The sequence below is a fragment of the Paenibacillus sp. FSL F4-0097 genome, from assembly GCF_038593125.1.
In the GTDB taxonomy this organism is placed as follows: domain Bacteria; phylum Bacillota; class Bacilli; order Paenibacillales; family Paenibacillaceae; genus Paenibacillus_AQ; species Paenibacillus_AQ odorifer.
In genome coordinates this window covers 1134726-1156008 of sequence record NZ_CP151965.1, presented here as the reverse complement: position 1 = coordinate 1156008, position 21283 = coordinate 1134726, and the positions used below count along the sequence as shown (strand labels likewise).

Below are 21283 nucleotides of genomic sequence, written 5' to 3'. Positions count from 1 at the left end.
GGCTCACTCTCCTTTTCGGCAGTGCACTATACCATTTTCAGTAATCAGCATGTCCATTAAAGCGTCATGCTCATCCATCGGCACTCTTGGAACCAACTGCATGCTGTAAGCTAACCCGATCCATATCGGAGGCTGTGCGCTAACGTACCCGGCGTTCTCCCAAGACGCACGTAGCCGGTCATAGTATCCTCGACCGTAGCCAAGCCTGCCGCCTTGAAGATCAAATGCTAGCCCTGGTACGAAAACAACAGCAGGTAGCTTAATCTCTTCAACCTCTAATAAATCTCTGCTGGAGACGATAGGTTCATGGATACCATAATTCCCCGGCTCTAAATCGCTCCATGCATTCACCACGTGGACACTCATTTCACCGCTTGCTGGAATTACACGCGGCAACAGCACCTTACGCTGATCTTTCCACGCCTGTGTGATAAGTGGGCGGGTTTCAAGCTCTGAACGAAAAGACACATAGGCCATTAGTGAAGTTATATCCTTCGTGTCCAGCCACTCCAATGCATAGTGGCAGACTTGAAATGATAGTTTACTTCTCTGGTCCGAAGACAGCTCGTTTCGGGCGATGGTCTTCTCCGATCGTAGTTGTTGCTTTACTTTGGAGATCTCCGACTCCTTGCTGGACATTGTCGGCTTCCCCCTCTTATTCATCCCTAGCTTATCCTTGTTTGTAAATCCAGTTTACCACTCTTCTCCCCGGTTCGCCAAGGTGGATAGAACTGTGTTATCGGACTAGGTCGTTATTCCCTCCTTACATTAGATCGAACCCTCGCTTGGGAAACGCTTTTCATGTAAACTATAGAATAAGTTGTTCATACGGCTGAGGGATAAATACCAAGGCGAAATATGCAAGGGTGGAGGTTTCATCGTTATGCTTCTTCAAGCGACAGGAATTACTAAATCATATGGTATACAGAACGTACTGGATGGCATAAGCCTACAGGTAAATGAAAAGGAACGTGTCGGGCTAGTGGGTGTGAATGGTGCCGGCAAATCAACTTTTCTACAAATTCTGGCCGGTGAGATGTCTTATGACAGCGGTCAAATTCATAAATCAAAAGAAACAACAATCGGATATTTAGCTCAGAATAGCGGACTGCAATCTGACAAAACCATTCATGAAGAAATGATGGCGGTCTTCGCTCCGCTAATCGAAGCCGAAACTGAGCTGAGAGAGTTAGAAGTAAGTATTGCTGATCCTAAGCTCGCGGAAGATCCCAAGCGGTACGAAGAACTGCTTGAACGATATGCGCGGCGTTCGGATTGGTTCAAGGACCACGGCGGCTATGAAATGAATACACGGATTCGCAGTGTCCTACACGGCATGGGCTTCAGTGATTTTCCACCGGATACACCCATTTCTACCCTTAGTGGAGGCCAAAAGACCCGGCTCGCGCTGGCCCGTATTTTGCTTCAGGCTCCGGATCTTCTGATGCTGGATGAGCCTACTAACCATCTGGATATCGAAACGTTAACGTGGCTGGAGGATTACCTCCGCAGCTATGCTGGCGGGATTCTGGTTGTATCCCATGACCGTTATTTCCTAGACCGGCTCGTGACTACTATTGTAGAGATCGAGCGGCACCAGTCCCGGCGTTATACAGGTAACTACAGTCGGTATGTAGATTTGAAGGCTGCCGAATATGAAGCACGGATGAAGCAATATGAGAAGCAACAGGATGAAATTTCGCGGATGGAGGATTTCGTTCAGAAAAATATTGTCCGGGCATCCACCACAAAACGTGCACAGAGCAGACGCAAAGCGCTTGAAAAGATGGATCGTCTAGATCGCCCAATGGGCGATCTGAAGAAAGCTAGCTTCTCCTTTGAGCCAGACTTCATGTCTGGAAAAGAGGTGCTTCAAGTGCGCAATGTTGCGGTTGCCTTTAATGAAGGTTCACCTTTATTCAAGGACGCCTCTTTTGAGCTTCGTCGCGGGGAGACTGCTGCCCTGATTGGTCCCAATGGTATCGGTAAATCCACGCTGCTGCAGTGTATGACCGGAACCCGTGAGCCTTCTGCCGGAACGGTGAATTGGGGCACTAAAGTAAAAATTGCTTATTATGATCAGGAACAAACCCGACTTAATCCACAAAATACGGTTATGGAAGAACTGTGGAGTGAATATCCAATGATCGAGGAAGCCAGAATTCGTACGATCCTTGGCAATTTTCTTTTTAGCGGAGAGGATGTTCTTAAGAAAATTTCCGCACTCAGCGGCGGCGAAAAAGCTCGGGTTTCGTTATCTAAACTAATGCTCCGCGGTGCAAATATGCTAATTCTCGATGAACCTACCAACCATTTGGATCTGGTCAGCCGTGAGGTTCTGGAATCTGCTTTAATTGATTTCGAAGGCACCCTGCTGTTCATCTCCCATGACCGTTATTTTTTGAACAAAATGGCTGAACGCGTACTGGAGCTGCATCCCGAAGGGATCGACCAATACCTCGGCAACTACGATGACTATGTCGAGAAGAAACGAGAATTAGAAGAGATTGCAAAAGATGCCGCTGAACTAGCTACTAAAAACGTCAATAAGGACACTGCTGTACCTGAAAAAAGCGCTGTAACCTCTTTTGAAGCAGACAAGCAGGCTAAGCGTGAAGAGCGTAACCGCAAACGGCGTATCGCAGAGCTTGAGGAGAACATCGCCACACTCGAAGAATCGATCGTATTTATAGAGCATGAAATGACTAAACCTGAAGTTTATCAGGATTATTTAGCACTTCAAGGTTATGAAGAGGACCTAAAGAACAAAAAATCTCAGCTGGCAGATTTCTTTAGCGAATGGGAAATCCTTGCTGACGAATAATGTAAATCCTCCTTATAAATATTTTTTCATCGTTCTAGATTTGTTCATAAATAGTTATCCACAGCTCTATACACAGGTTTCGTGTATAACTCCCTACTTTAAAAGACCCTTCGGGGTCTTTTTTATGCGTTAAATCGGTATTTTCAAGGAAAAGGAATTATTATCCACGGATCTATCCACATTATCCACAATTCTCACAGTGTTTCATTGCCAACAAAATTGTTTATTAGAGCATTTTGAAAAAAGCCGTTATTGCTGATTTTACGCACTTTTTACACAACTCAGGCAGAATATGTGGATAACGTTGTCCACAACTTGACAAAAGACGTAACCCCATTTTACAAGACCGAATTTATGCTAAAAAAGAACCCGCTATCTCCTAAACTGACAGCGGGCACGTCGTATTTTAGACAATCTGTGTAGAGAGCAGGGCAGCATTACAGGCTGCGATATAAGCGATGCCAGCCGCCATAATTATATCTTGGTGAGTGGCCGTGCCTCTGAATTTTAGGCCCTCCCACTCCACCATCACCGCTGCTTCTGCTTGAGCATTCTCTCCGCTTCCAAGCGAATGAAGCTCGAGTCCTGCAAAGTCTATCTCCTCAGCAATCCCTTGCCCAATAGCGGCGATAATCGCTTCAAGCGGGCCTTCGCCAGTGCTGGTATGTGACGTTTCCCGGCCAGTCTGCAGATGGCGTACCGTAACTGCAGCTACACGGCGCTGGGCACTGCCCGCCAATACCTGAACCTCACCCAGCTCATAGACCTGAGCTTGTTGTCCAGTTGTACTGCTTACCATTTGCAGCAGTTGGTCATCACTGACCACCTTTTGACGGTCAGCGGTCTCTTTAAAGGACTCATAAAGTGCATCCAGCTCCGCAGGCTCCAGCGTTATTCCATACTTCGCAGCCCGATCCTTCAGCGCATGTCTGCCAGAATGTTTGCCCAGAATGATCATGCTGCGGGGGATGCCCAGCCGTTCGGGATCCATAATCTCATAGGTACTACGATCCTTGAGCAGGCCATCCTGATGAATCCCGGATTCATGCTGGAAGGCATTTCTTCCGACGACCGGCTTGTTATAGGCGATTGGGAAATGCATCGCTCCACTAATCAGCCGTGAAGTATCATACAGTTTATCGAGCACGATGCCTGTTTCTGCACCAATTGCATCGCCGCGGGTTTCGAGTGCCATAACAAGCTCTTCCAGTGCGCAGTTCCCAGTGCGCTCGCCTACACCATTCACGGTGACTTCTATCTGAGTCGCCCCTCCATCAATCGCTGCCAGACTGTTAGCTACAGCCAGCCCCAAGTCATTATGACAGTGGGCACTATAGCTAACCTTGCCGCCGCCTCTTGCTCCCTGCCGCACTCTCCGGAACATCTCGCCATATTCATGTGGCAATGCGTATCCTACTGTATCCGGCAGGTTAATAATGGAGGCCCCTTCCTCTATAACTGCTTCAACCATTTCAATCAGATCATCAATCCCTGTCCGCGCAGCGTCCATGGCCGTGAATTCAACTACATCACAGAATTGTCGCGCATAAGCCGTCATCTCGCGCGCTTTAGCTACGACTTCAGCTCTGCTCATACGCAGTTGATGCTGCAAATGAATATCAGAAGAAGAAATAAACAAGTGAATCCGCCGACGTTCAGCGTCTTGAGTGGCCCGGACTGCAGCATCGATGTCTCCTTTTACGGCCCGCGCGAAACCACAAATCTCCACGTTGCGCACCTTGCGCGAAATCGTCTGCACCGCTGCAAAATCTCCAGGACTCGATACCGGGAACCCCGGCTCCATTACATCAACACCCAGATCAGCGAGCTTATAGGCCAGTAATATTTTTTGTTCAGGAGTCAGACTAGCCCCAGGGGCCTGCTCACCGTCACGCAGGGTCGTATCGAAAATTTGAATACGTTTCTTAACTGGAATAATCATCTGAATTCCTCCTAGTTTTGTTTTCATGTAATTGGATGCCTTATCTCTATCCTATGCTTCGGCGCAGAACCACACGTCGACTTGCGGTTCTGCTCATTTCCCACCCACTGCTGCCGGCAGCTGAAACAAATGAATCTCTGCACAATGTGCAGAGTGTTCACTTTTGGCGTCTTATGTAGCGATGAGTCCATAACTCGGACTTCTTCTACAAGAACGCAAAAACCCGCCGTCTCTAATAAAGAGACGGCGGGTTACCCCTCCGCGGTACCACTCTTTTTGACGCATCGGCTGTCTTAATAACAAGCCTTAAAGCTGCGTCCAGCTCTTCTTCCCGATTTAAGCTGGAGTGCCAGCTTAAATCCGGAAAGGTCCGATAACGAGGACAATCGTAGGCAGCGTACTCTAGTTCCGCCGCTCCGCTCCCGGGCGAGCTTCAAGAAATCCGGTGACTGCGTCGCACCAACCCGCAGCTCTCTGTTCACCGTCAAACTCTACTACTCCCGTTCTTAGCGTGTGTAATATAAATTATTCACCACTCTAAATCCATACAAAAAAGCCTGCCATCTCATTCAAGAGACGACAGGCTGTTAACCTTCGCGGTACCACTCTTGTTGATGCTCTGTATCGGCTAAGTTACTGTCGATTCCAATTGAACATCCACTCTACGGTCCAGTATGTTAGGTACTAGACCACCCTATCACGGAGGTTACCCGTAAACGGTGTACAAACGTTCCGGCGACAATTGCCAGTAATGCTTCCACCGCTCCGCTCCCAGACGAGTTCAGGACTCCTTCGACTGCGTTGCACCCACCCGCAGTTCTCTTATCCCAGAGTATCCTTACTACTTCCGCTCATCGCGTTTGCTTGTTTAATTGAACTGATTATACTCGTTAGCTCCAAATGATGTCAATAGGCAGATACAGACCATTGTTCCAGTGAGAATCCAGGGTCAGCAACCATATCCAGCGGTATTCCACCGTCATGCTGCCACTTCACGTATGCAGCTGCTCCAATCATCGCCGCATTATCAGTGCAATATACCGGGGGCGGAATAATAAGTTCAATGCCCTCCGTTTCACAGCGCGAGATTAATGCCGAGCGGAGTCCACCATTAGCAGCGACACCCCCACAGAGCAATAACTGTTTGGAGTTAGTGGCTTTAACGGCGCGTACCGCCTTTTCCACCAGCACTTCTACTACCGATTCTTGGAACCCCCGGGCGATGCCTGCGACATTGGGTTCAAGACCTTTCATTTTGCTCTGATTCACCACATTCAGCACCGCCGATTTTAGACCGCTGAAGCTGAAATCATAAGAGTTCGGCTCCAGCCATACCCGCGGCAATGCAACAACTTCCGTCGCTTCGCGTGCCAGGCGGTCTACATGGGGGCCACCGGGATAAGGGAACCCAAGCGCCCGAGCCACTTTATCATATGCTTCACCTACAGCATCATCACGCGTGCGGCCGATAATTCGAAACTCACCCTCACGCTCCATATGAACCAGTTCAGTATGTCCACCTGACACCACTAGTGTCATGCAAGGATACTGCAACTCTGCAACCAGGCGGTTAGCATAGATGTGGCCTGCAATATGATGCGTGCCAATTAACGGCTTGCCCCATGCAAGGGCAAGGCTTTTAGCTGCTACTACACCGACCAGTAAAGCGCCCACCAACCCCGGGCCTTGAGTCACCGCTACCGCAGTCAATTGTTCGGGTGTAACGCCTGCCTTGGCGAGCGCTTCCTCGATTACGAGCGTAATTACCTCCACATGTTTACGGGAAGCCACTTCTGGCACCACGCCCCCAAAAGCGCGATGTGTCTCTATTTGACTCGAGATAATGTTGGATAACACTTCTGATCCGTTTTTGACCACGGCCACCGAGGTTTCATCACAACTAGTCTCTATAGCAAGTATTAGTACAGGTTGAGCTGCGCCTGTTTCTGTCTTCATTTCAAGTCCACGCTTCCTTCCAAATAGCCATGCTCCTTATACTCCGGTAGATCCGCCCACATAATGAGTGCATCCTCGCGATTATCGGAATAATATCCTTTGCGCGTGCCGGCAGAACGAAAGCCTTTTTTACGATATAAATTCTGAGCTACCTCGTTGGATACCCGCACCTCAAGTGTAATGGACTTCATGCCTACGTAAGAGGCAGTATTCATTAACTCTTCCAACAGGCGCTCCCCCCATTTACGTCCACGATAAGCTTCGAGTAAGGCAATATTCGTCACATGCGCCTCATCCACGATAGCCCACATTCCAGCATAGCCAATGATATGACCCGCCAGCTCCATGACCATGTATTTAGCAAAATGATTATGCGTCAGCTCATTCCGGAAAGCTTCCTCTGTCCACGGCATGGTAAAGGCTTCGCGCTCAATAATAAGAATGTCCGGAATATCCTCCAGCTTCATCAGGCGAAAAACAAGATCAGCCTCTTGTGCTCTCAATGATTCCACTTCCGTCATCGTTTTAAGCCTCCTTTACTACTTAACCGCAGATTGGCCTCCGCTTCCGAAATCTGAGTATAGTTAGGGATTAAGCTATGAATATCATCATTCTCTACTTGCAGCCGGGCTTCACCAAGGAAGCCTGTCCAACGCCCCTCCAGCTCATAAGGAACAGCTACAGAAGTGCCGAGTTCCGCCAGCGGATGTAGTGATTCTTCGCTGCCATGCACAGCGGTTTCTCCAACAAACCATAGAATAGCTGGTTTAGTTCCTTCGGCTGAAGCCTGTTGTAAACGTTCTGCCAAGTACTCCACCCAGTCGGCCATCAACCGGATGGCATCTGGTTCAAGGCGGCTGAGAGCACTATTCCCATCCGCTGCGAATAACCCTGTGTAGACCTGTCCTCGGCGCGCATCCATCAGTGGAATGATCCAGTCTGGACCGTAGCCACTGTTCGCACTGGCTTGTCCTGACTCTGCTGTCGTCTTATTCTTAAGGGCAGTTTCATACCCACCCCATGCCACAGCATGCAGGCTCGAAACACCAACTACTGGGACATTCCATGCCCAAGCCAGCGTTTTGGCAGCCGTAACCGCGATCCGTGTTCCCGTATAAGATCCCGGACCCACACCAACTGCAATCCCGCCCAGATTAGCAACGGTTGTTCCCGAAGCTTGCAGCGCCTGCTCTATAATCGGCAGCAAATGCACCGAATGATTCCGTTCACCGGAAGCATTAATTTCATGCAATAATTCTCCATTTTCGGTCACTGCAACCCCCAATACAGCAGTTGATGTATCCAGCGCTAAAAGCCGCTTGCGCGGCTCTGTATTCTCATTCGTCATATTCATTAACCCCACTTCTGGATCAGCTCCCGGCAAAGCTCACCATAAGGCGCCCCGATTCCGGTCACCGTAATGATTCGTTCCTCCGGTCCAACTGTTTCCATGTATATATGCATATGCCGCGGCGGCATTAACTCCGTAATAATACTGCTCCATTCTACCAAACAAACACCCTGACCATAGAAATACTCATCCAATCCAAGCTCATCTGCTTCCTGAAGTGAAATCCGATATACATCCATGTGATATAACGGCAGACGACCTTCGTACTCTTTAATAATAGTAAAAGTAGGACTGTTTACGATCCCTTTCACTCCAAGATGGCGAGCGTAACCTTGCGAGAAGGCCGTTTTTCCTGCGCCTAGATCACCGTCCAAACCGATAACCATTCCTGCCGTTGAAGCAGCAGCTATTGCACTTGCCAGTTGCTCCGTATCCTGCAGATTGTAAGAACGGTACGTGAACACCGTTTCGACTGTTTTGTCCAACTACAACTACCACCTTTTAAAATATCCCTGTCGAAAACCATTACATTCAATTATATCGGTATGGTCCATCCACCGCAACAACTGTCCCTGCCCATTGTTTAAGCCGAAGGAGGTACAGCCCTCTTTTTCACTTGCATGGTTAAGCTGGATTTCGATACAGAACGCTGCGAGATTGAGTGGCTTCGACTACCGCTAATCCGCTAATCCGCTAATCCGCTCATACTGCTCCTTACCATATCCGTAGCTTGAAAAAATAATACTGTCGCAATAACTCCTGAACTCAGCGCAACAATAATGGACTTTCCTGCCTGACCCAATATATTGGTTTAAATCTTACACCGTCAACCTTGATGTCAGTTATGCTCCAAATCAAAAAAGAGACCTTTACGCAAACTTAAGCATAAAAAGTCTCTTTTTTTAAAAACTATAATTCAGCTTTAACGTACGCTCTAAGAAGACCTTTGTTAGTGCTCTTGCTCTTCGAGTCGCTCAACACCCACAGTGTGCGTATTGGTTGGTCGAGAGCCAACTTGTACCGTAGCCATTCCGTTCTCTTCATCCACATGTTCAATCCATACAGGCTCCCCATCCAAATGTACACTTACTGTTTCTTTAGAAGCATAAATATCCTGTGCCCGTTTGACGTCCACAACTGTTCTCCTCCTTTATCTTTCCTAAAGTTTACGATTCTAAGGGTGACGTATCTTCGAGGGTTCGTTCTGCATCCAGCTTTTCCGAATCGGATACCTGACTGGCCTCCGTGGGCGCAATAATGCTCTCCCAATCCACAACTGTGGCCGGAATATCCTGCTCGCTCAGCGCATCGCTCCATTCGTTATCTCTTGGTTCCATACCTTAGATTCTCCTCCTCAACTTCACAGGTCCGAGTTTATTTTTTCCCAAGCTTCTCAAAAAATGCACCCGGCTAGAAAAGCCTTTCCTGCCTCATACTAACCCAAAGCAAATCAACTTAGATCAGGAGGTGTTTCTCATGCATACCGTTTGGAAAGGAGCCATCAGCTTCGGGCTTGTGCATGTTCCGGTTAAAATGTTCTCCGCTACGGAAGACAAGGACATTTCTCTGCGTTATATCCATAAGGAATGTGGCAGCCCACTGTCGTATGTACGCAAATGCCCGGTATGTGACAAAGAAGTAGCTTGGGAAGAGATCGGTAAAGGATATGAGTATGAAAAAGGGAAGTTTGTTCTCTTCGACAAAGAGGAATTGGATCAACTATCCGACGAGACCAGTAAAAGCATCTCCATTCTCGACTTTGTTGACCTGACGGAAATCGATCCGATTTATTTTCAAAAAACCTATTATTTATCCCCGGATCAGGCAGGCTCAAATGCTTATCGACTTCTTATGGAGGCCTTGAAGCAGACAGGTAAAATTGGCATCGCCAAAATTTCAATTCGCTCAAAAAGCAGTCTGGCAGCGATCCGTGTGCTTGAGGATTGCCTTGCGATTGAGACCATTTTTTATCCCGATGAGGTGCGGCCGATCTCACAAGTGCCCGGTCTGCCCGAAGCAGGGACAGTGAACGATAAAGAGCTGGAAATGGCTAAGCTGCTGATCTCACAGCTATCCACTCCTTTTGATCCGGCAAAATATACCGATGATTATCGCCAGCGTATGCTTGATCTGATTTCACATAAAATTGCAGGCGAGGAATTTCATATCGCTCCTGCTAAACAGGAAAGCAATGTGATTGATCTAATGGCTGCCTTGCAGGCCAGTATTCAAGCTGTGCAGCATATTCCTTCAGACCCTGGTCCTTCATTAACAGGCACCACAAAAACCAAAACTAAAGCGGCTCCTGCTGCCAAAAGAAAAACAACCAAGACCAAAACAACCGCCGCGGAACCTGCGGAGCAGCAAAACGAGGTCTCCGGGCCGACTCCTGTTATTACGCCGAAACCGAAACGCCGCAGCACAAAAAGCAAAACAACCGTATCTTAGGAGGCTCTGCGGATGAAGCTTCAGCCCATTATTCCTTTTGAACCTATACTGGCTGGGCAGCTTCCAGCAGGTGACCAGTGGATCGCACAAATTAAATGGGACGGTGTGCGGATGTTGTCCTATTACGATGGAAGCACTACTCAGCTTATTAACAAACGTGGCAATTACCGTACCATGCAATACCCGGAGCTTACTGATGTATCTGCTTACTGCAAGGCTGGCTCCGTTATTCTTGATGGTGAGATTATCGCACTCAAGGACGGCAAACCCTCATTTCACGAGGTGATGCGGAGGGACAGTTTAAAAAATGGTTCCACGATTTCCGTCGTTAGGCATCAGGTTCCTGTCATTTATATGATTTTTGATATTCTGTTTTATAATGGCCAATCGACGATGGATCAACCATTATTCTTGCGGCAGCAGCTGTTAAGTGACATTCTGCTGCCCCATCCCCATGTTCAAGCTGTGCCAAGTTATACCGATCCTACAGAACTGTTCGCCGCCACTCAGAACCAGCGTTTGGAAGGAATCGTCTGCAAGGACATCAACAGTACTTATGCTCCGGGCGGAAAAGATAAACGTTGGCAGAAACGCAAAATCAGTTCTGATATTACAGCTGTAGCCGGGGGTGTGACGTTCCGTGACGGTATCGTCAACGCACTACTTCTTGGTCTTTATGATGATAAAGGAAATTTGCATTATATCGGACATGCCGGTCCGGGCAAATTGGCTGTACAGGATAAACGCGACTTAACTGCGGAGGCACACCGCCTTAAGCTGGATCGGATGCCCTTTGCCGATGTTCCACAGCGAGGCAAGGGTGCTTTTTGGATAAAGCCGGAGCTCGTCTTCAAAGTTCATTTTCTGGAATGGAACACCTCAGGCACTCTGCGTCAGCCTGTTACTCAAGCTAAAGTGGATCTTCCCCCGGAGTCATGCACAATGGAGCAAAAAGGATAAATTAATAAAGAAACGTCCTCCCAATCTGAAGTGGGAGGACGTTTCTTATTGCACTGTAAGTCTTGTTACAAGGGCCTCCAGCTCTGCCTTTGTCTGCGCAGTATTTTTTGTACTCGTAAGCGTATAATCGACACTTCCATCAGCACTGGACCATACCAGCTGGACTTTAAGATCTCCGTGATGAGGCCCAAAAACTGTGTAAACCGCCTCAACTCCGTTGATGTTCAAATTCTCATCTTGGTCGCCAGGCAGCTGGGCCAAAGTCACCCCTTCCGGTAGCGTGTATGCAGGTGCAGATCTTAAATTCACCCTCTCTCCATTTCGTAGATAGGTGATAGAAGTTTCTGTATTGCTCCACTTCAAGCTTTGCGAAATCACCTTTTTGCCAGCAGCTTGGGCTTTAGCTTTTAACTGATCCCTGAGAGTCTTATACTCTGAGCTAAAAAACATTGGAATCACTGGATTTAAAACGACATCCTGCAACTTATAATCCTCTGGTAGAGAAGTGGGTATCAGGAGTGACTTCCCGCTTAAAGAAAAAAACTTCTGCGCCGCTTCGTTTACAGAACTGAATCTATATGGCATATAGCTTATACTCAAGGTTTCATATGGATTAGATTTCTTATCATTTACATACAGAACCTTAAGTTCGCCTGCTTGTAAGGGAACCGTATTTTCTTTGGCAATCAAAGCTTCAATCGTTGAAGATACCGGCGTATTCTGCTCAACGGGTGCGGTAGCTTTACTTTTATTATTACTTCCCGCAGGCACTGCACCTGCTGTTCCACTCACCGCACTCATCAATACTAATAAGCTTAAGGCTGTAATCGCCGCACTTTTCTTAATCATCATTATAATATCCTCCTTTAACCCCTTGGTTATTTGATTATGGTTTTAGCTACCGCCAACATTTCATTTGTCGTCAGCTTACTAGCCCGATTGTCTGAAAGGGTATATTGTATCGTGCCTGAGTTATCCAGCCACACTAGCTTTGTGTTAAAGCTTGCGTCTTTAGCGGAATCAGTTGTAAGTACTACTTTCCTGCCGTTGACCGTTAATTCTTTCTTAGATTCCGAAGCTCTTACAAAAGGTACCGCTCCTTCCGGAAGTTTGGCGGGCGGCGACCCAGTTACAATGCTAAAATTAGCTTTTCCTTTGGCATACAGCTGCATAGACAAATTCGTCTGGTTCCAGCTGATGATTTTACTAAACAACTGTTTATTAGAATTACCAGCAGCTGCTGCTGCTTTCAATTCCTGCTCTAGTTGCAAGTACAGCTCTGAATCATTAGCTACAGCCGGTGGATAGATGATGGCTGTCGCCAGAGTGAAGCCTTTGGGAAGATTTCCGGGCTGCGGAGAAGACGGACCCTTTAGCGCTTTAAACTTAGCTGCAAAGGATTTATAGTCTTTAAAAACAAACCCTTTACCAGAGAAGCTGATCGTATCCTGTGGATTGGAGACTTTATCCCGTACGTAGTAGGCCAAAAGCGAACCTTCCTTCACTCCAGCTACGAGTGCCTGCAATTCCTTTTGAGTCTTCTGATCGGTTTGTGATGCAGCCTGCTGTCCTGATGCCACCGCAATTGTAAGGGACAAGCCAGGTACATCCACACCCCCGGCCACTCCTGTTCCCAGCAAGATTGCTGCAGAGAGTGCGATCAGTGTTTTTTTGAAATCATAATGAAGCTTCAATTTCTAACATCCTCTCCTTCAAAATGGTAATGTATTTTCACCACTTTTTTTAACTACACTTCTATAACAATCCATCATTAGAAAAAGGGACATTTTCTCACAAAAAAAGAGGTCGTCCCAAGCAACTATTTCATGACTTTGGGGACAGCTCTTTGGGGACAGCCTCTTTTTTGTTCTTAACATTACAAGTGATGCACCAAGTGATGCAATAAGTAAAGCATTTATAGAATAATTGGGGAATTTCTCCCTAAAATTCAGAGATTTCTGTTCATCGGACTTATAATTAGGGAAAACTTCCCTGAAATTCAGCCAATTCGGCAACGAATAAAGAAATTCCCATGATTATTAGGGAGGAATTCCCTGATTTCGTTCATTTAGAGCAAATAGCGGCTATTTTCAGGGAGTTTTTCCCTAATTAGTTTAAAGCACTCTATACATTGCACAAACACAGAACGTAACGCCCATAGTCCACCGTCACATATACCACTAATTCCACAAGATCATCTACTGCAAGCCGCATGAAAATCACACATAGCACATCGCCCACCGCCCCAATCAGTAGCATAGAACACTACGCGTGGCATATCGTCACATGGCACAGTAATATCCATTACTTTTCCTATTCCATAAAAAAAGCTGCCTCCCAAGTAGAATTCACTACTTTTGAGACAGCTTCTCATAATGTACAGTTAGAACAGTAGCTAGTGAATAAAACTGGTGGCAATCTTTTGCCATTGCTCACGAGTCAGTTTACTCTCCTGCTTGTCGCTTAGAGAAAGAACCATCTGGGTGGCTTCATCATACCAATGCAATCGATTCTGAGAAGACCAAGCTTTCTTCCCTTTTCCCGTACCCGCCGCGATAAAAACTGCCTCTTTCCTCGTGCCTGTCACAGACCATTTTTCAGCAGTCTGGCCTTCCAAGATAGACACTTGCATGGTATAACCCCTAAAGGCACTCTGCCTTAAGGATAGTGTTATTCTTTCATGTCCCTTGTGGTAGGTAACTTCAGCATTATCTATGGAATTTACAGCTATCTTCTCCATAAACAACTTTTGGCCAGTTTTATCGGTTGTAGCCTTTTTTTGAAATTGTTCAAGGATTTCTTCATATTCTGTGTCTAGCGACCTGTATAGGGGAGCTGCATTAAAAGTTCCTTGCTCGAATTCATAACCATCAGCTAACGAGGAAGGCAACCCTGGCCAGAAATCGCCAACATTTTTTAATTTTTTTACGAAGTCTTGATATTTCGAATACACCGGCGAAATAAAAGCAAACTGCAATTGATTTCCATAGCCTAACCCTAACTCCAGCTTATTTAATTCAGCATCCTTCACATAATAAGCAGCCATTTCCCCAGTGTTTAAACGAGCAAGCACTTGCTCTTTATAAGTCATAGATAAGCTCTGATACTTCTCTATCGCAGGCGAGGTTGTCGGATCAGGCGTATTATTATGCACCGTCTTCACAACAGCCTTCCCTCCGCTGTTCACTAGTGTAATAATACCACCTTGGGGTTTTGTGATATCAATTGTAAACTGGCTACCTTGTTCCGATAACTTTCCATGTTCAGACAGTTGCAGAGCACCCAACCCGATAATCCCCAGCAATACAGCCGCGGAGACTCCAGTGAGCACTCTTTTTCTAAACTTAGACGGGTGTTGGGGCATCTCCCTTTGCTTTTGCATAATAGGATCTTCCGGTTCTGGGAACGGCTTCAGCTCGCTAACCATGCTCGTCCTTTCACCGTCAATCCTATTCTGTTGTTCATGAATTGCTCTTACCCGCTTCATAACAGCTGCTTTTACATCCAGCTCTTCGCAGCTCCCTACCGCATCCATTTTCTTGATCATTTTCTCTTCAACAAAGCCTCGTTGCCGCACCATTCCGTTCCCCCTTTCTGAGCATTCAACATTTTGCCAAGCTTCGTAATCGTTCGCCTGTATTTCTTCTTCACAGCATCAGTATTCTTATCCAGAATCTCCGCAATCTCCGGGAAGCTCTGTTCCTCAAAGATTCTAAGTACTAACAGGTTTCGCTCCTCTGTCTTTAGCTTCGCGAGGGCAAAAGTCAGATGTTCGTTAAATATGTAACGGTCCATCAACTGTTCCGGGCTTTCCGCAGGCGGATCTGGTTGAAAAAGCGCCATAAACTTTATTTGGCTTTGACGTTTGCGGATCATACTGAGGCAATGATGGTAGGCAATTTTATATAGCCATGAAGAGAAGCTCGCGATAGGGCGGTATGTGCCTATATGCTGATATGCCTTTACCAGAATTTCCTGTACTGCATCCTCCGCTTCAGTACGGCTCCCAAGCAGCCGACAGCAATAGCGGTAAATCGGCTTTTGAAAAGCCTCGACGATCAAGGCATAGGAATCTACCTCGCCTGCCTGTACCCGAACAACGGTGTGCTCGATCCCGTCCAAAATCAGCAAACTCCCCTTTCTCATTAACGTATATCCTTATAAGTCTTATGATCATCCAAAAGGGACACTTTGGGAATATTTTTTTCATGAAAAGGAGCAGACTGACACATAATACCTTCATTCCTATCACAGAAAGGAGTTTCCCGATGCCGGCAGCGATCAAAGGTACAATTACCATAGACGGAGAAGAAATCATCATCACTAATCCAGAGAAGCTGCTGTGGCCTGAATGTGGCATTACAAAACGGATTTATCTGCAAAAGCTCGCTGCACTCTCTCCCTATCTGCTGCGTTATTGCCGAGACCGGCTGCTTACCGTCATTCGTTATCCGCACGGCATCTCTGGAATGTCCTTTTATCAGAAAAATGCGCCTGATCCTCTTCCGGCCTTTGTCCAAACCGCTGTACACGAGAATATTAACTATATCAAGCTGCAAGGCTTACCTGAGCTGATCTGGCTGGGGAATCTGGCTGCTTTGGAATTTCACCCTTCCCTGCATTATGTAGGCAGCGAACTGCCCTGTGAATGGATGATTGATCTTGATCCTTCACTTGAAATCGAACCTCGTATCATGGAAGCAACTGCGATCGTTGGGGCGGTTTTAACCTCCCTTGGCCTCTCCTCTGTACCCAAAACCTCTGGTGCTACCGGGGTGCAGATCATCGTCCCTATCGAGACTGGTGTTACTTTTGATGGATTGCGGAAAATCGGGCATTTTGTGGGTCGTTATGTCACCGAAAAGCATCCCAACCTGTTCACCCTGGAACGTCTAAAAAAGAATCGCGGAGATAAAATCTATTTTGACTACCTCCAGCATTATAGCGGCAAAACATTAGCTGCACCTTACACACCGCGTGCAAGACCGCTTGCTACAGTTTCTACCCCCTTGCTCTGGGAGGAGGTTCAGCAAAATGTATCTCCCTCTAATTTTCATCTGCTTAATATCGAGGAACGCCTTCAGCGTATGGGAGATCTTTTAGAGAAAGTGCCACCACAGCCCGTTGAACAGCTCATTGCTAAGCTCCCATAAAGGAGCAATCCCATTGAAAAAAGCCCCAAAAACAGCAATAAGCCCGCAGCATCAACTACATGCTACGAGCTTATTTGGCGTCCCACTCAAGGACAGAAGGTATACTATATAAGAATACGGCATGCCGAGCTTTGTTCACCGTATTTATTGCTTTTTTATCCGTAAAAATACCTTCTTTCAGTTAATGATACTTAAGAGCTACGCTAGTGGATGGATTTCTTCTTGAAGCGGCCACCTTTAACATCATGGATGTTACCTATTGCGATGAATGCATCAGAATCCCAATCTTCAACAATGGTTTTAAGCTTAGCTTCTTCCAGACGGGTGATAACTACAAAGATCACTTTCTTGTTCTCACCGGAAAATCCGCCTTCTCCATCTAAATAAGTAACACCACGTCCAAGACGCTCTGTCAGAGCTTCCCCAATATCGCGGAATTTATCGCTGATAATCCATACTGATTTCGATTGATCCAGACCCTCAAGGGTAATGTCAATAACCTTAAATGCAATATAATAAGCAATCAGGGAGAACATCGCGTTATTCCAACCGAACACAAATCCTGCTCCGGACAAGATGAACAGGTTGAAGAACATAACTACTTCACCTACAGAGAAGGGAAGCTTCTTAGCCACTAAAATCGCAACAATTTCTGTACCGTCTAGAGATCCCCCGAAACGTACAACCAACCCAACACCTACACCTAGTATGATACCGCCAAACACGGCAGCAAGCATCGGTTCAACTGTAAAGGCCTCTACATGATGCAGCATTGAAGTGCCGATAGACATAAGTAAAATCGCATATAAGGTAGATAAGGCAAATGTCTTACCGATTTGCTTATAACCGATTAACAGGAACGGAAGATTGAGCAGTGTCAATAAAATACCCAGAGGAATGTCGAATAAATGTGATAAAATAATGGAGATACCGGTAATCCCGCCATCAATCATTTGATTAGGTACTAGGAATATCTCAAGTGCAACAGCCATCATGGCGGCCCCAATGGATAACATAACCATACGCTGCGCGAACTTAGCCATTTTATGGGCACCGGTCTTCTGCAGTTTGTTCTGCTCCTCTTTGGTAAACATTTGTGGACTCACATTCATAGAACTCCCCCTACAATTTAACAATATAGTTTTGAAACATTCGGAAGTATAATTACAATCTATACTTTCTTACATTTCTTCTTATACAATTATTATATCACAAAATATGCTCTAATAATGAATGGAACACGTACTATCCTTCGAAAAATTCAGATTTAGTCCTCTTTCCGGTCATAACAGCGGTGATAACAACTGACATAGCCCTTCACCGAGTTTGACAATTCTCCCTCTCTCCTTAAATTTTACAGGATCAATGAATTCACTGTTCTTTTGATCCTTTTCAAACCCCGCGACTAGCACTGCTATCGTCTCAGGATGCAGCAAAACCGCTGTCATTTCGAAATTAGAATAGAAGCTGCGCATATCCAGATTCGCACTTCCCACCGTACCCAGCAGATCATCCACAATCATGACTTTGGCATGCATAAATCCTTTGGTGTAGCGATAGAACTTCACGCCTGCATCTTGTAAATTCTCCAGATAAGACAAAGAAGCATGATAAACGAGCTTATTATCAGGCTTCGCCGGAATGATGATTCTAACATCCACTCCACGAAGGACTGCACTCTTCAAAGCACGACAAATCGCAGGGTCCGGAATAAAATACGGCGAAGTAATCCAGATCCGTTCCCTAGCAGAGCAAAAAGCGGCAAAATACATCTCCTGAGAAGCATCGATCGCAGCATCCGGTCCACTTCCTACAATCTGCACGGCTTCTTGCTCCTTACAAGAGTGCTCAGGGAACAAACGAGGATGGCTCATACCTTCACCAGAGGCCAGTCTCCAATCCTTCAGGAAGACATACTGAATATAATAAACAGAATCTCCTTCTAAACGCAGATGGGTATCGCGCCAGTAACCCATCTTGGCGTCCTTTCCTAAGTAATCATCCCCGATATTCATTCCACCTGTAAAACCAATCAATCCGTCCACCACTAGGATCTTCCGATGATTGCGGAAATTAAACCGACGATCCAGTAAAGAACTAATCGGAGGTAAAAAAAAGTGGAACTCGACCCCGGCATTTCTCAGGGTTCGAATAAACCTACGGCTTAATCGATGACTGCCCAGTCCATCACAAAGCAAACGCACCTTTACTCCCTGCCGCGCCTTTCGAATCATAACGTCCTGAAACTGCTCTCCGATCTCATCATCACGATAAATATAAAATTGCATGTGGATATGTTCTTTTGCCTCTTCCATGGCTTTCAGCATTGCGTCGTACGCTTCTCTCGCAGTTGACAGTACTCTGCTTTTGTTATGGCCTGTAATAGGCCCTTCCGAGAGCTTTGCAAGCAAAACCAATAAACCTTCGTTATTCTCAAACTGAGCGTTTCCAGTATCCGACGCTTGTTTTACTACCTTAATCTTGCCAGTGACATACGAACGAATTTCCCGGAAGAGCGAAGTACATCTTTTGTTCAATTTTCTATTCTGTCTGTAGTCACGACCTAGAAAATAATAGAATGCCAGACCAAGCGGTGGACAACAAAAGGAAATAAACAACCATGCTATAGCCCTTTGCGGGCGGCGGTACTCCAGAAATACAATCAATGCAATCTGTATGATAAAAAGAATTAGAATTATCGCAAAAATCTTCAATTCTCTACCCCCTCAATTAATAAAAACAGATGCAATAGACTCTCTGCGATGACTCTAGTACAGGTTTTGCCGTAACTCTCCTTCTTTATTCAAACAAACCGTTGTCATGTTCCTGAAAGATATGGAATACATAGAGTAGTAGGACAATTCGGATGAGCCTAATGGAAGAAAAGTCGTTAGCCTCAGGTATCGCAAGCGGCTGCCATAAGCCGCAGAAAGGAGAAGCCATGAAGAGTCAGCCAGATCATAAACGGATTACGCTGCTTGTCGTAAGGGATGCCGGACGTCCAGTCAAACAGCTCCACATCTCCAAACCGCTAGCGTTCGCTTTGCCGGCAGCAGCAGCCCTCTCTATCTCCAGTCTGGTCACCTCTATGCATTTCCATGCCTCTCAGTCCATCTCACAGCTAGAAGCCGAGGCAGCCGCACTATCGCTAACCAATCTCCGCATGGAAATGAAGGTCGCCGACAAGGATAAAGATTTAACCCAGCTTCGTAGCCAGGTCAGCGAACTTTCGGAAGAGGCAGATAACATTAAAGACAAGCTGAAGAGTGTAAATGCACTGGAACAGGAGCTGCAAGCATTGATTAACAAAAGCAAAGGTGCTGCTGCCGCTACAGACACGAATGAATCCCAACCGGAGAAATCCGCAACAGAAAAATCAAAAGCTGGATCGGCCACTTCAAATTCAACATTAGGTTTATCGAGCCGTCTTTCTTCTCCTGTTCCTAAAGAGACCTCCTTTAAGCAGAGTACTGAAGAGAACTCATCTTCCACTTCTCTATCCGCCATAAGTTTCCGCTTTGGAGCCATTACTGCAGCCCTTCCAAAAACACTCACCCCACAGGTTGGTGGAGAATACATCGCGGTGTATCAGAACGACGCTACAAGCTTGGTGGAAGAAACTAAGGATGACTTTGAGGAGATTCACGGAATGCTTGATGAAATGGTGGAAAGTATTACACAGACAATCACACAGGCAGAGCATGAGAATAACGTACAAGCAAATCTGCAAGCTCAAAAGGCCCGTGCAGAAAAGGCTAGACTTAACGCAGTACCGCTTTGGCCTACCGAGTCCAAAGTTATTTCTTCAAGCTTCGGCTACCGCTCAGATCCATTCAAAGGTTTGTCTGCTTTCCATTCCGGTGTCGATATTGCCGGGAACATCGGTGATCCTGTATATGCTGCCTTAGATGGCGAGGTTATTACTGCGGAACAAATGGGCGCACGCGGAAAATACATCGTGCTTAAGCATTCAAACGGGTTGGAAACCTGGTACATGCATTTGAACGGAATGAACGTATCTGCCGGAGACAAGGTTAGCAAGGGGCAAAAAATCGGCTTGCTTGGAAGCACTGGCCGAAGCACAGGTCCTCACCTTCATTTTCAGGTTGTGAAGCAGAATAAAACTGTCAACCCTTTGGCGTATGTCAAACCCTAAGGGATGCATTCAATTTATATAATAGGAGGAATTTATAAATGTGGAACAAACGGCAGCAGCGTGTCCCCTTTAAATCTACCGATTCCCTAATAGGGCATGGAGGAACACTGGAGGGCAAGGTGCAATGCGATACAAACCTGCGGATTGAGGGTACCTTTAGCGGTGAGATTATTTGCAGTGGTGTCGTGACTGTAGGAGAAGAAGGAACAGTGCGCTCCAGTATTAAAGCGGAGGAAATCGTGATTGCCGGCAAAGTATACGGGGATGTTACCGCAGACCGCAGACTCATTATGACCGGAACCGGGGAGTTACATGGCAATATTTCAGCAGGAGCACTTAGCATTATGGAAGGCAGCCTCCTGAATGGCTCCATTGCCATGCAAGAACAGCCCACCTCTGAAAAAGCAGGTGAGCCCAAAAGTAATATAAAAAAGGACAAGGCAGCCAAGCGCTCCTCCAAAGCACAAGGAACACTCGAAGCCGGCTAGACTTA

Annotated in this window: 20 protein-coding genes, 1 pseudogene and 2 other annotated features; of the genes and pseudogenes, 6 read left to right on the top strand and 15 right to left on the bottom strand. The window is 46.4% G+C overall.

Annotated elements, in window-relative coordinates:
- Positions 1-3: 3 nt before the first annotated feature.
- A complete protein-coding gene (locus MHH86_RS04965; protein ID WP_076316967.1) occupies positions 4-639 on the bottom strand; it encodes a 5-formyltetrahydrofolate cyclo-ligase in 636 nt (211 codons plus the stop codon).
- A 244-nt stretch (positions 640-883) separates the two neighbouring features.
- Between MHH86_RS04965 and MHH86_RS04960 the strand changes: the two genes are divergently transcribed.
- Positions 884-2824, top strand: a complete 1941-nt coding sequence (locus MHH86_RS04960) for an ABC-F family ATP-binding cassette domain-containing protein (RefSeq protein ID WP_036676516.1) — start codon at positions 884-886, stop codon at positions 2822-2824.
- Positions 2825-3230: 406 nt separating this feature from the next.
- On the opposite strand, the gene MHH86_RS04955 is transcribed toward MHH86_RS04960, so the two are convergent.
- The 8 genes and pseudogenes from MHH86_RS04955 to MHH86_RS04920 all read right to left on the bottom strand — a co-directional run bounded on the left by MHH86_RS04955 (position 3231) and on the right by MHH86_RS04920 (position 9410).
- The gene (locus tag MHH86_RS04955; protein ID WP_036676518.1) at positions 3231-4766 is read right to left on the bottom strand and encodes a 2-isopropylmalate synthase; all 1536 of its coding nucleotides are present in this window, start codon (positions 4764-4766) and stop codon (positions 3231-3233) included.
- A 236-nt stretch (positions 4767-5002) separates the two neighbouring features.
- Positions 5003-5283, bottom strand: a binding site (T-box leader).
- 52 nt (positions 5284-5335) lie between these two features.
- Positions 5336-5630 (bottom strand) — a binding site (T-box leader).
- Positions 5631-5672: 42 nt separating this feature from the next.
- Positions 5673-6722, bottom strand: coding sequence for a tRNA (adenosine(37)-N6)-threonylcarbamoyltransferase complex transferase subunit TsaD (gene tsaD, locus MHH86_RS04950; RefSeq protein WP_036676520.1), 1050 nt, complete (start codon positions 6720-6722; stop codon positions 5673-5675).
- Positions 6719-7243, bottom strand: coding sequence for a ribosomal protein S18-alanine N-acetyltransferase (gene rimI, locus MHH86_RS04945; protein WP_036676521.1), 525 nt, complete (start codon positions 7241-7243; stop codon positions 6719-6721). The genes tsaD and rimI overlap by 4 nt, the downstream gene beginning before the upstream one ends.
- Positions 7240-8070: a tRNA (adenosine(37)-N6)-threonylcarbamoyltransferase complex dimerization subunit type 1 TsaB gene (gene tsaB / locus MHH86_RS04940; protein ID WP_036676654.1), complete on the bottom strand. Its 831-nt coding sequence runs from the start codon at positions 8068-8070 to the stop codon at positions 7240-7242. Before tsaB ends, rimI begins: the two co-directional genes overlap by 4 nt.
- Positions 8071-8075: 5 nt before the next feature.
- A complete protein-coding gene (gene tsaE, locus MHH86_RS04935; protein WP_235219385.1) occupies positions 8076-8537 on the bottom strand; it encodes a tRNA (adenosine(37)-N6)-threonylcarbamoyltransferase complex ATPase subunit type 1 TsaE in 462 nt (153 codons plus the stop codon).
- Positions 8538-8712: 175 nt separating this feature from the next.
- Positions 8713-8875: pseudogene (locus MHH86_RS04930) on the bottom strand (multidrug resistance efflux transporter family protein); the annotation flags it as partial.
- A gap of 147 nt (positions 8876-9022) precedes the next feature.
- On the bottom strand, positions 9023-9208 hold the full coding sequence (locus tag MHH86_RS04925) for an H-type small acid-soluble spore protein (RefSeq protein WP_036676525.1): 186 nt from the start codon (positions 9206-9208) through the stop codon (positions 9023-9025).
- A gap of 31 nt (positions 9209-9239) precedes the next feature.
- Positions 9240-9410 (bottom strand): hypothetical protein, encoded by a 171-nt coding sequence (locus tag MHH86_RS04920; RefSeq protein WP_155288087.1) that lies wholly within the window; start codon positions 9408-9410, stop codon positions 9240-9242.
- 139 nt (positions 9411-9549) lie between these two features.
- Here MHH86_RS04920 and MHH86_RS04915 point away from each other — a divergent pair, with 139 nt between their 5' ends.
- Entirely contained in the window at positions 9550-10521 is a 972-nt protein-coding gene (locus MHH86_RS04915) for a Ku protein (protein WP_036676527.1), read from the top strand.
- Between the two features lie 12 nt (positions 10522-10533).
- Positions 10534-11481 carry an RNA ligase family protein gene (locus MHH86_RS04910; RefSeq protein WP_036676528.1) on the top strand — a complete coding sequence of 316 codons (948 nt, stop codon included), beginning with the start codon at positions 10534-10536 and terminating at the stop codon, positions 11479-11481.
- Between the two features lie 45 nt (positions 11482-11526).
- Here MHH86_RS04910 and MHH86_RS04905 read toward each other — a convergent pair whose 3' ends face one another.
- From MHH86_RS04905 to MHH86_RS04890, 4 genes are all read right to left on the bottom strand, one after another.
- Positions 11527-12333, bottom strand: a complete 807-nt coding sequence (locus tag MHH86_RS04905) for a hypothetical protein (protein ID WP_036676530.1) — start codon at positions 12331-12333, stop codon at positions 11527-11529.
- Between the two features lie 26 nt (positions 12334-12359).
- Positions 12360-13175: a hypothetical protein gene (locus tag MHH86_RS04900; RefSeq protein ID WP_076316968.1), complete on the bottom strand. Its 816-nt coding sequence runs from the start codon at positions 13173-13175 to the stop codon at positions 12360-12362.
- Between the two features lie 701 nt (positions 13176-13876).
- Entirely contained in the window at positions 13877-15061 is a 1185-nt protein-coding gene (locus MHH86_RS04895) for a hypothetical protein (RefSeq protein ID WP_076316969.1), read from the bottom strand.
- A complete protein-coding gene (locus MHH86_RS04890; RefSeq protein ID WP_256715188.1) occupies positions 15025-15627 on the bottom strand; it encodes a sigma-70 family RNA polymerase sigma factor in 603 nt (200 codons plus the stop codon). The genes MHH86_RS04895 and MHH86_RS04890 overlap by 37 nt, the downstream gene beginning before the upstream one ends.
- A gap of 122 nt (positions 15628-15749) precedes the next feature.
- On the opposite strand from MHH86_RS04890, the gene ligD reads away from it, so the two are divergent.
- Entirely contained in the window at positions 15750-16634 is an 885-nt protein-coding gene (ligD, locus tag MHH86_RS04885) for a non-homologous end-joining DNA ligase (protein ID WP_036676536.1), read from the top strand.
- 203 nt (positions 16635-16837) lie between these two features.
- Here the strand turns inward: ligD and MHH86_RS04880 are convergent, their stop codons facing one another.
- Both MHH86_RS04880 and cls read right to left on the bottom strand, forming a co-directional pair.
- Positions 16838-17677, bottom strand: coding sequence for a YitT family protein (locus MHH86_RS04880; RefSeq protein ID WP_235219386.1), 840 nt, complete (start codon positions 17675-17677; stop codon positions 16838-16840).
- Positions 17678-17917: 240 nt separating this feature from the next.
- On the bottom strand, positions 17918-19348 hold the full coding sequence (gene cls / locus MHH86_RS04875) for a cardiolipin synthase (protein WP_036676540.1): 1431 nt from the start codon (positions 19346-19348) through the stop codon (positions 17918-17920).
- Between the two features lie 161 nt (positions 19349-19509).
- Between cls and MHH86_RS04870 the strand changes: the two genes are divergently transcribed.
- On the top strand, positions 19510-20790 hold the full coding sequence (locus tag MHH86_RS04870) for a M23 family metallopeptidase (RefSeq protein WP_051490924.1): 1281 nt from the start codon (positions 19510-19512) through the stop codon (positions 20788-20790).
- Positions 20791-20828: 38 nt separating this feature from the next.
- Positions 20829-21278, top strand: a complete 450-nt coding sequence (locus MHH86_RS04865; protein WP_036676543.1) for a polymer-forming cytoskeletal protein — start codon at positions 20829-20831, stop codon at positions 21276-21278.
- Positions 21279-21283 lie beyond the last annotated feature (5 nt).

What these genes read in the sequence shown, in the direction of transcription:
- MHH86_RS04965 (WP_076316967.1), bottom strand. Translation starts at nt 639, where the DNA reads ATGTCCAGCAAGGAGTCGGAGATCTCCAAAGTAAAGCAACAACTACGA.
- MHH86_RS04960 (WP_036676516.1), top strand. Translation starts at nt 884, where the DNA reads ATGCTTCTTCAAGCGACAGGAATTACTAAATCATATGGTATACAGAAC.
- MHH86_RS04955 (WP_036676518.1), bottom strand. Translation starts at nt 4,766, where the DNA reads ATGATTATTCCAGTTAAGAAACGTATTCAAATTTTCGATACGACCCTG.
- tsaD (WP_036676520.1), bottom strand. Translation starts at nt 6,722, where the DNA reads ATGAAGACAGAAACAGGCGCAGCTCAACCTGTACTAATACTTGCTATA.
- rimI (WP_036676521.1), bottom strand. Translation starts at nt 7,243, where the DNA reads ATGACGGAAGTGGAATCATTGAGAGCACAAGAGGCTGATCTTGTTTTT.
- tsaB (WP_036676654.1), bottom strand. Translation starts at nt 8,070, where the DNA reads ATGACGAATGAGAATACAGAGCCGCGCAAGCGGCTTTTAGCGCTGGAT.
- MHH86_RS04920 (WP_155288087.1), bottom strand. Translation starts at nt 9,410, where the DNA reads ATGGAACCAAGAGATAACGAATGGAGCGATGCGCTGAGCGAGCAGGAT.
- MHH86_RS04915 (WP_036676527.1), top strand. Translation starts at nt 9,550, where the DNA reads ATGCATACCGTTTGGAAAGGAGCCATCAGCTTCGGGCTTGTGCATGTT.
- MHH86_RS04910 (WP_036676528.1), top strand. Translation starts at nt 10,534, where the DNA reads ATGAAGCTTCAGCCCATTATTCCTTTTGAACCTATACTGGCTGGGCAG.
- MHH86_RS04905 (WP_036676530.1), bottom strand. Translation starts at nt 12,333, where the DNA reads ATGATGATTAAGAAAAGTGCGGCGATTACAGCCTTAAGCTTATTAGTA.
- MHH86_RS04895 (WP_076316969.1), bottom strand. Translation starts at nt 15,061, where the DNA reads ATGGTGCGGCAACGAGGCTTTGTTGAAGAGAAAATGATCAAGAAAATG.
- MHH86_RS04890 (WP_256715188.1), bottom strand. Translation starts at nt 15,627, where the DNA reads ATGAGAAAGGGGAGTTTGCTGATTTTGGACGGGATCGAGCACACCGTT.
- ligD (WP_036676536.1), top strand. Translation starts at nt 15,750, where the DNA reads ATGCCGGCAGCGATCAAAGGTACAATTACCATAGACGGAGAAGAAATC.
- MHH86_RS04880 (WP_235219386.1), bottom strand. Translation starts at nt 17,677, where the DNA reads ATGGCTAAGTTCGCGCAGCGTATGGTTATGTTATCCATTGGGGCCGCC.
- MHH86_RS04870 (WP_051490924.1), top strand. Translation starts at nt 19,510, where the DNA reads ATGGAAGAAAAGTCGTTAGCCTCAGGTATCGCAAGCGGCTGCCATAAG.
- MHH86_RS04865 (WP_036676543.1), top strand. Translation starts at nt 20,829, where the DNA reads ATGTGGAACAAACGGCAGCAGCGTGTCCCCTTTAAATCTACCGATTCC.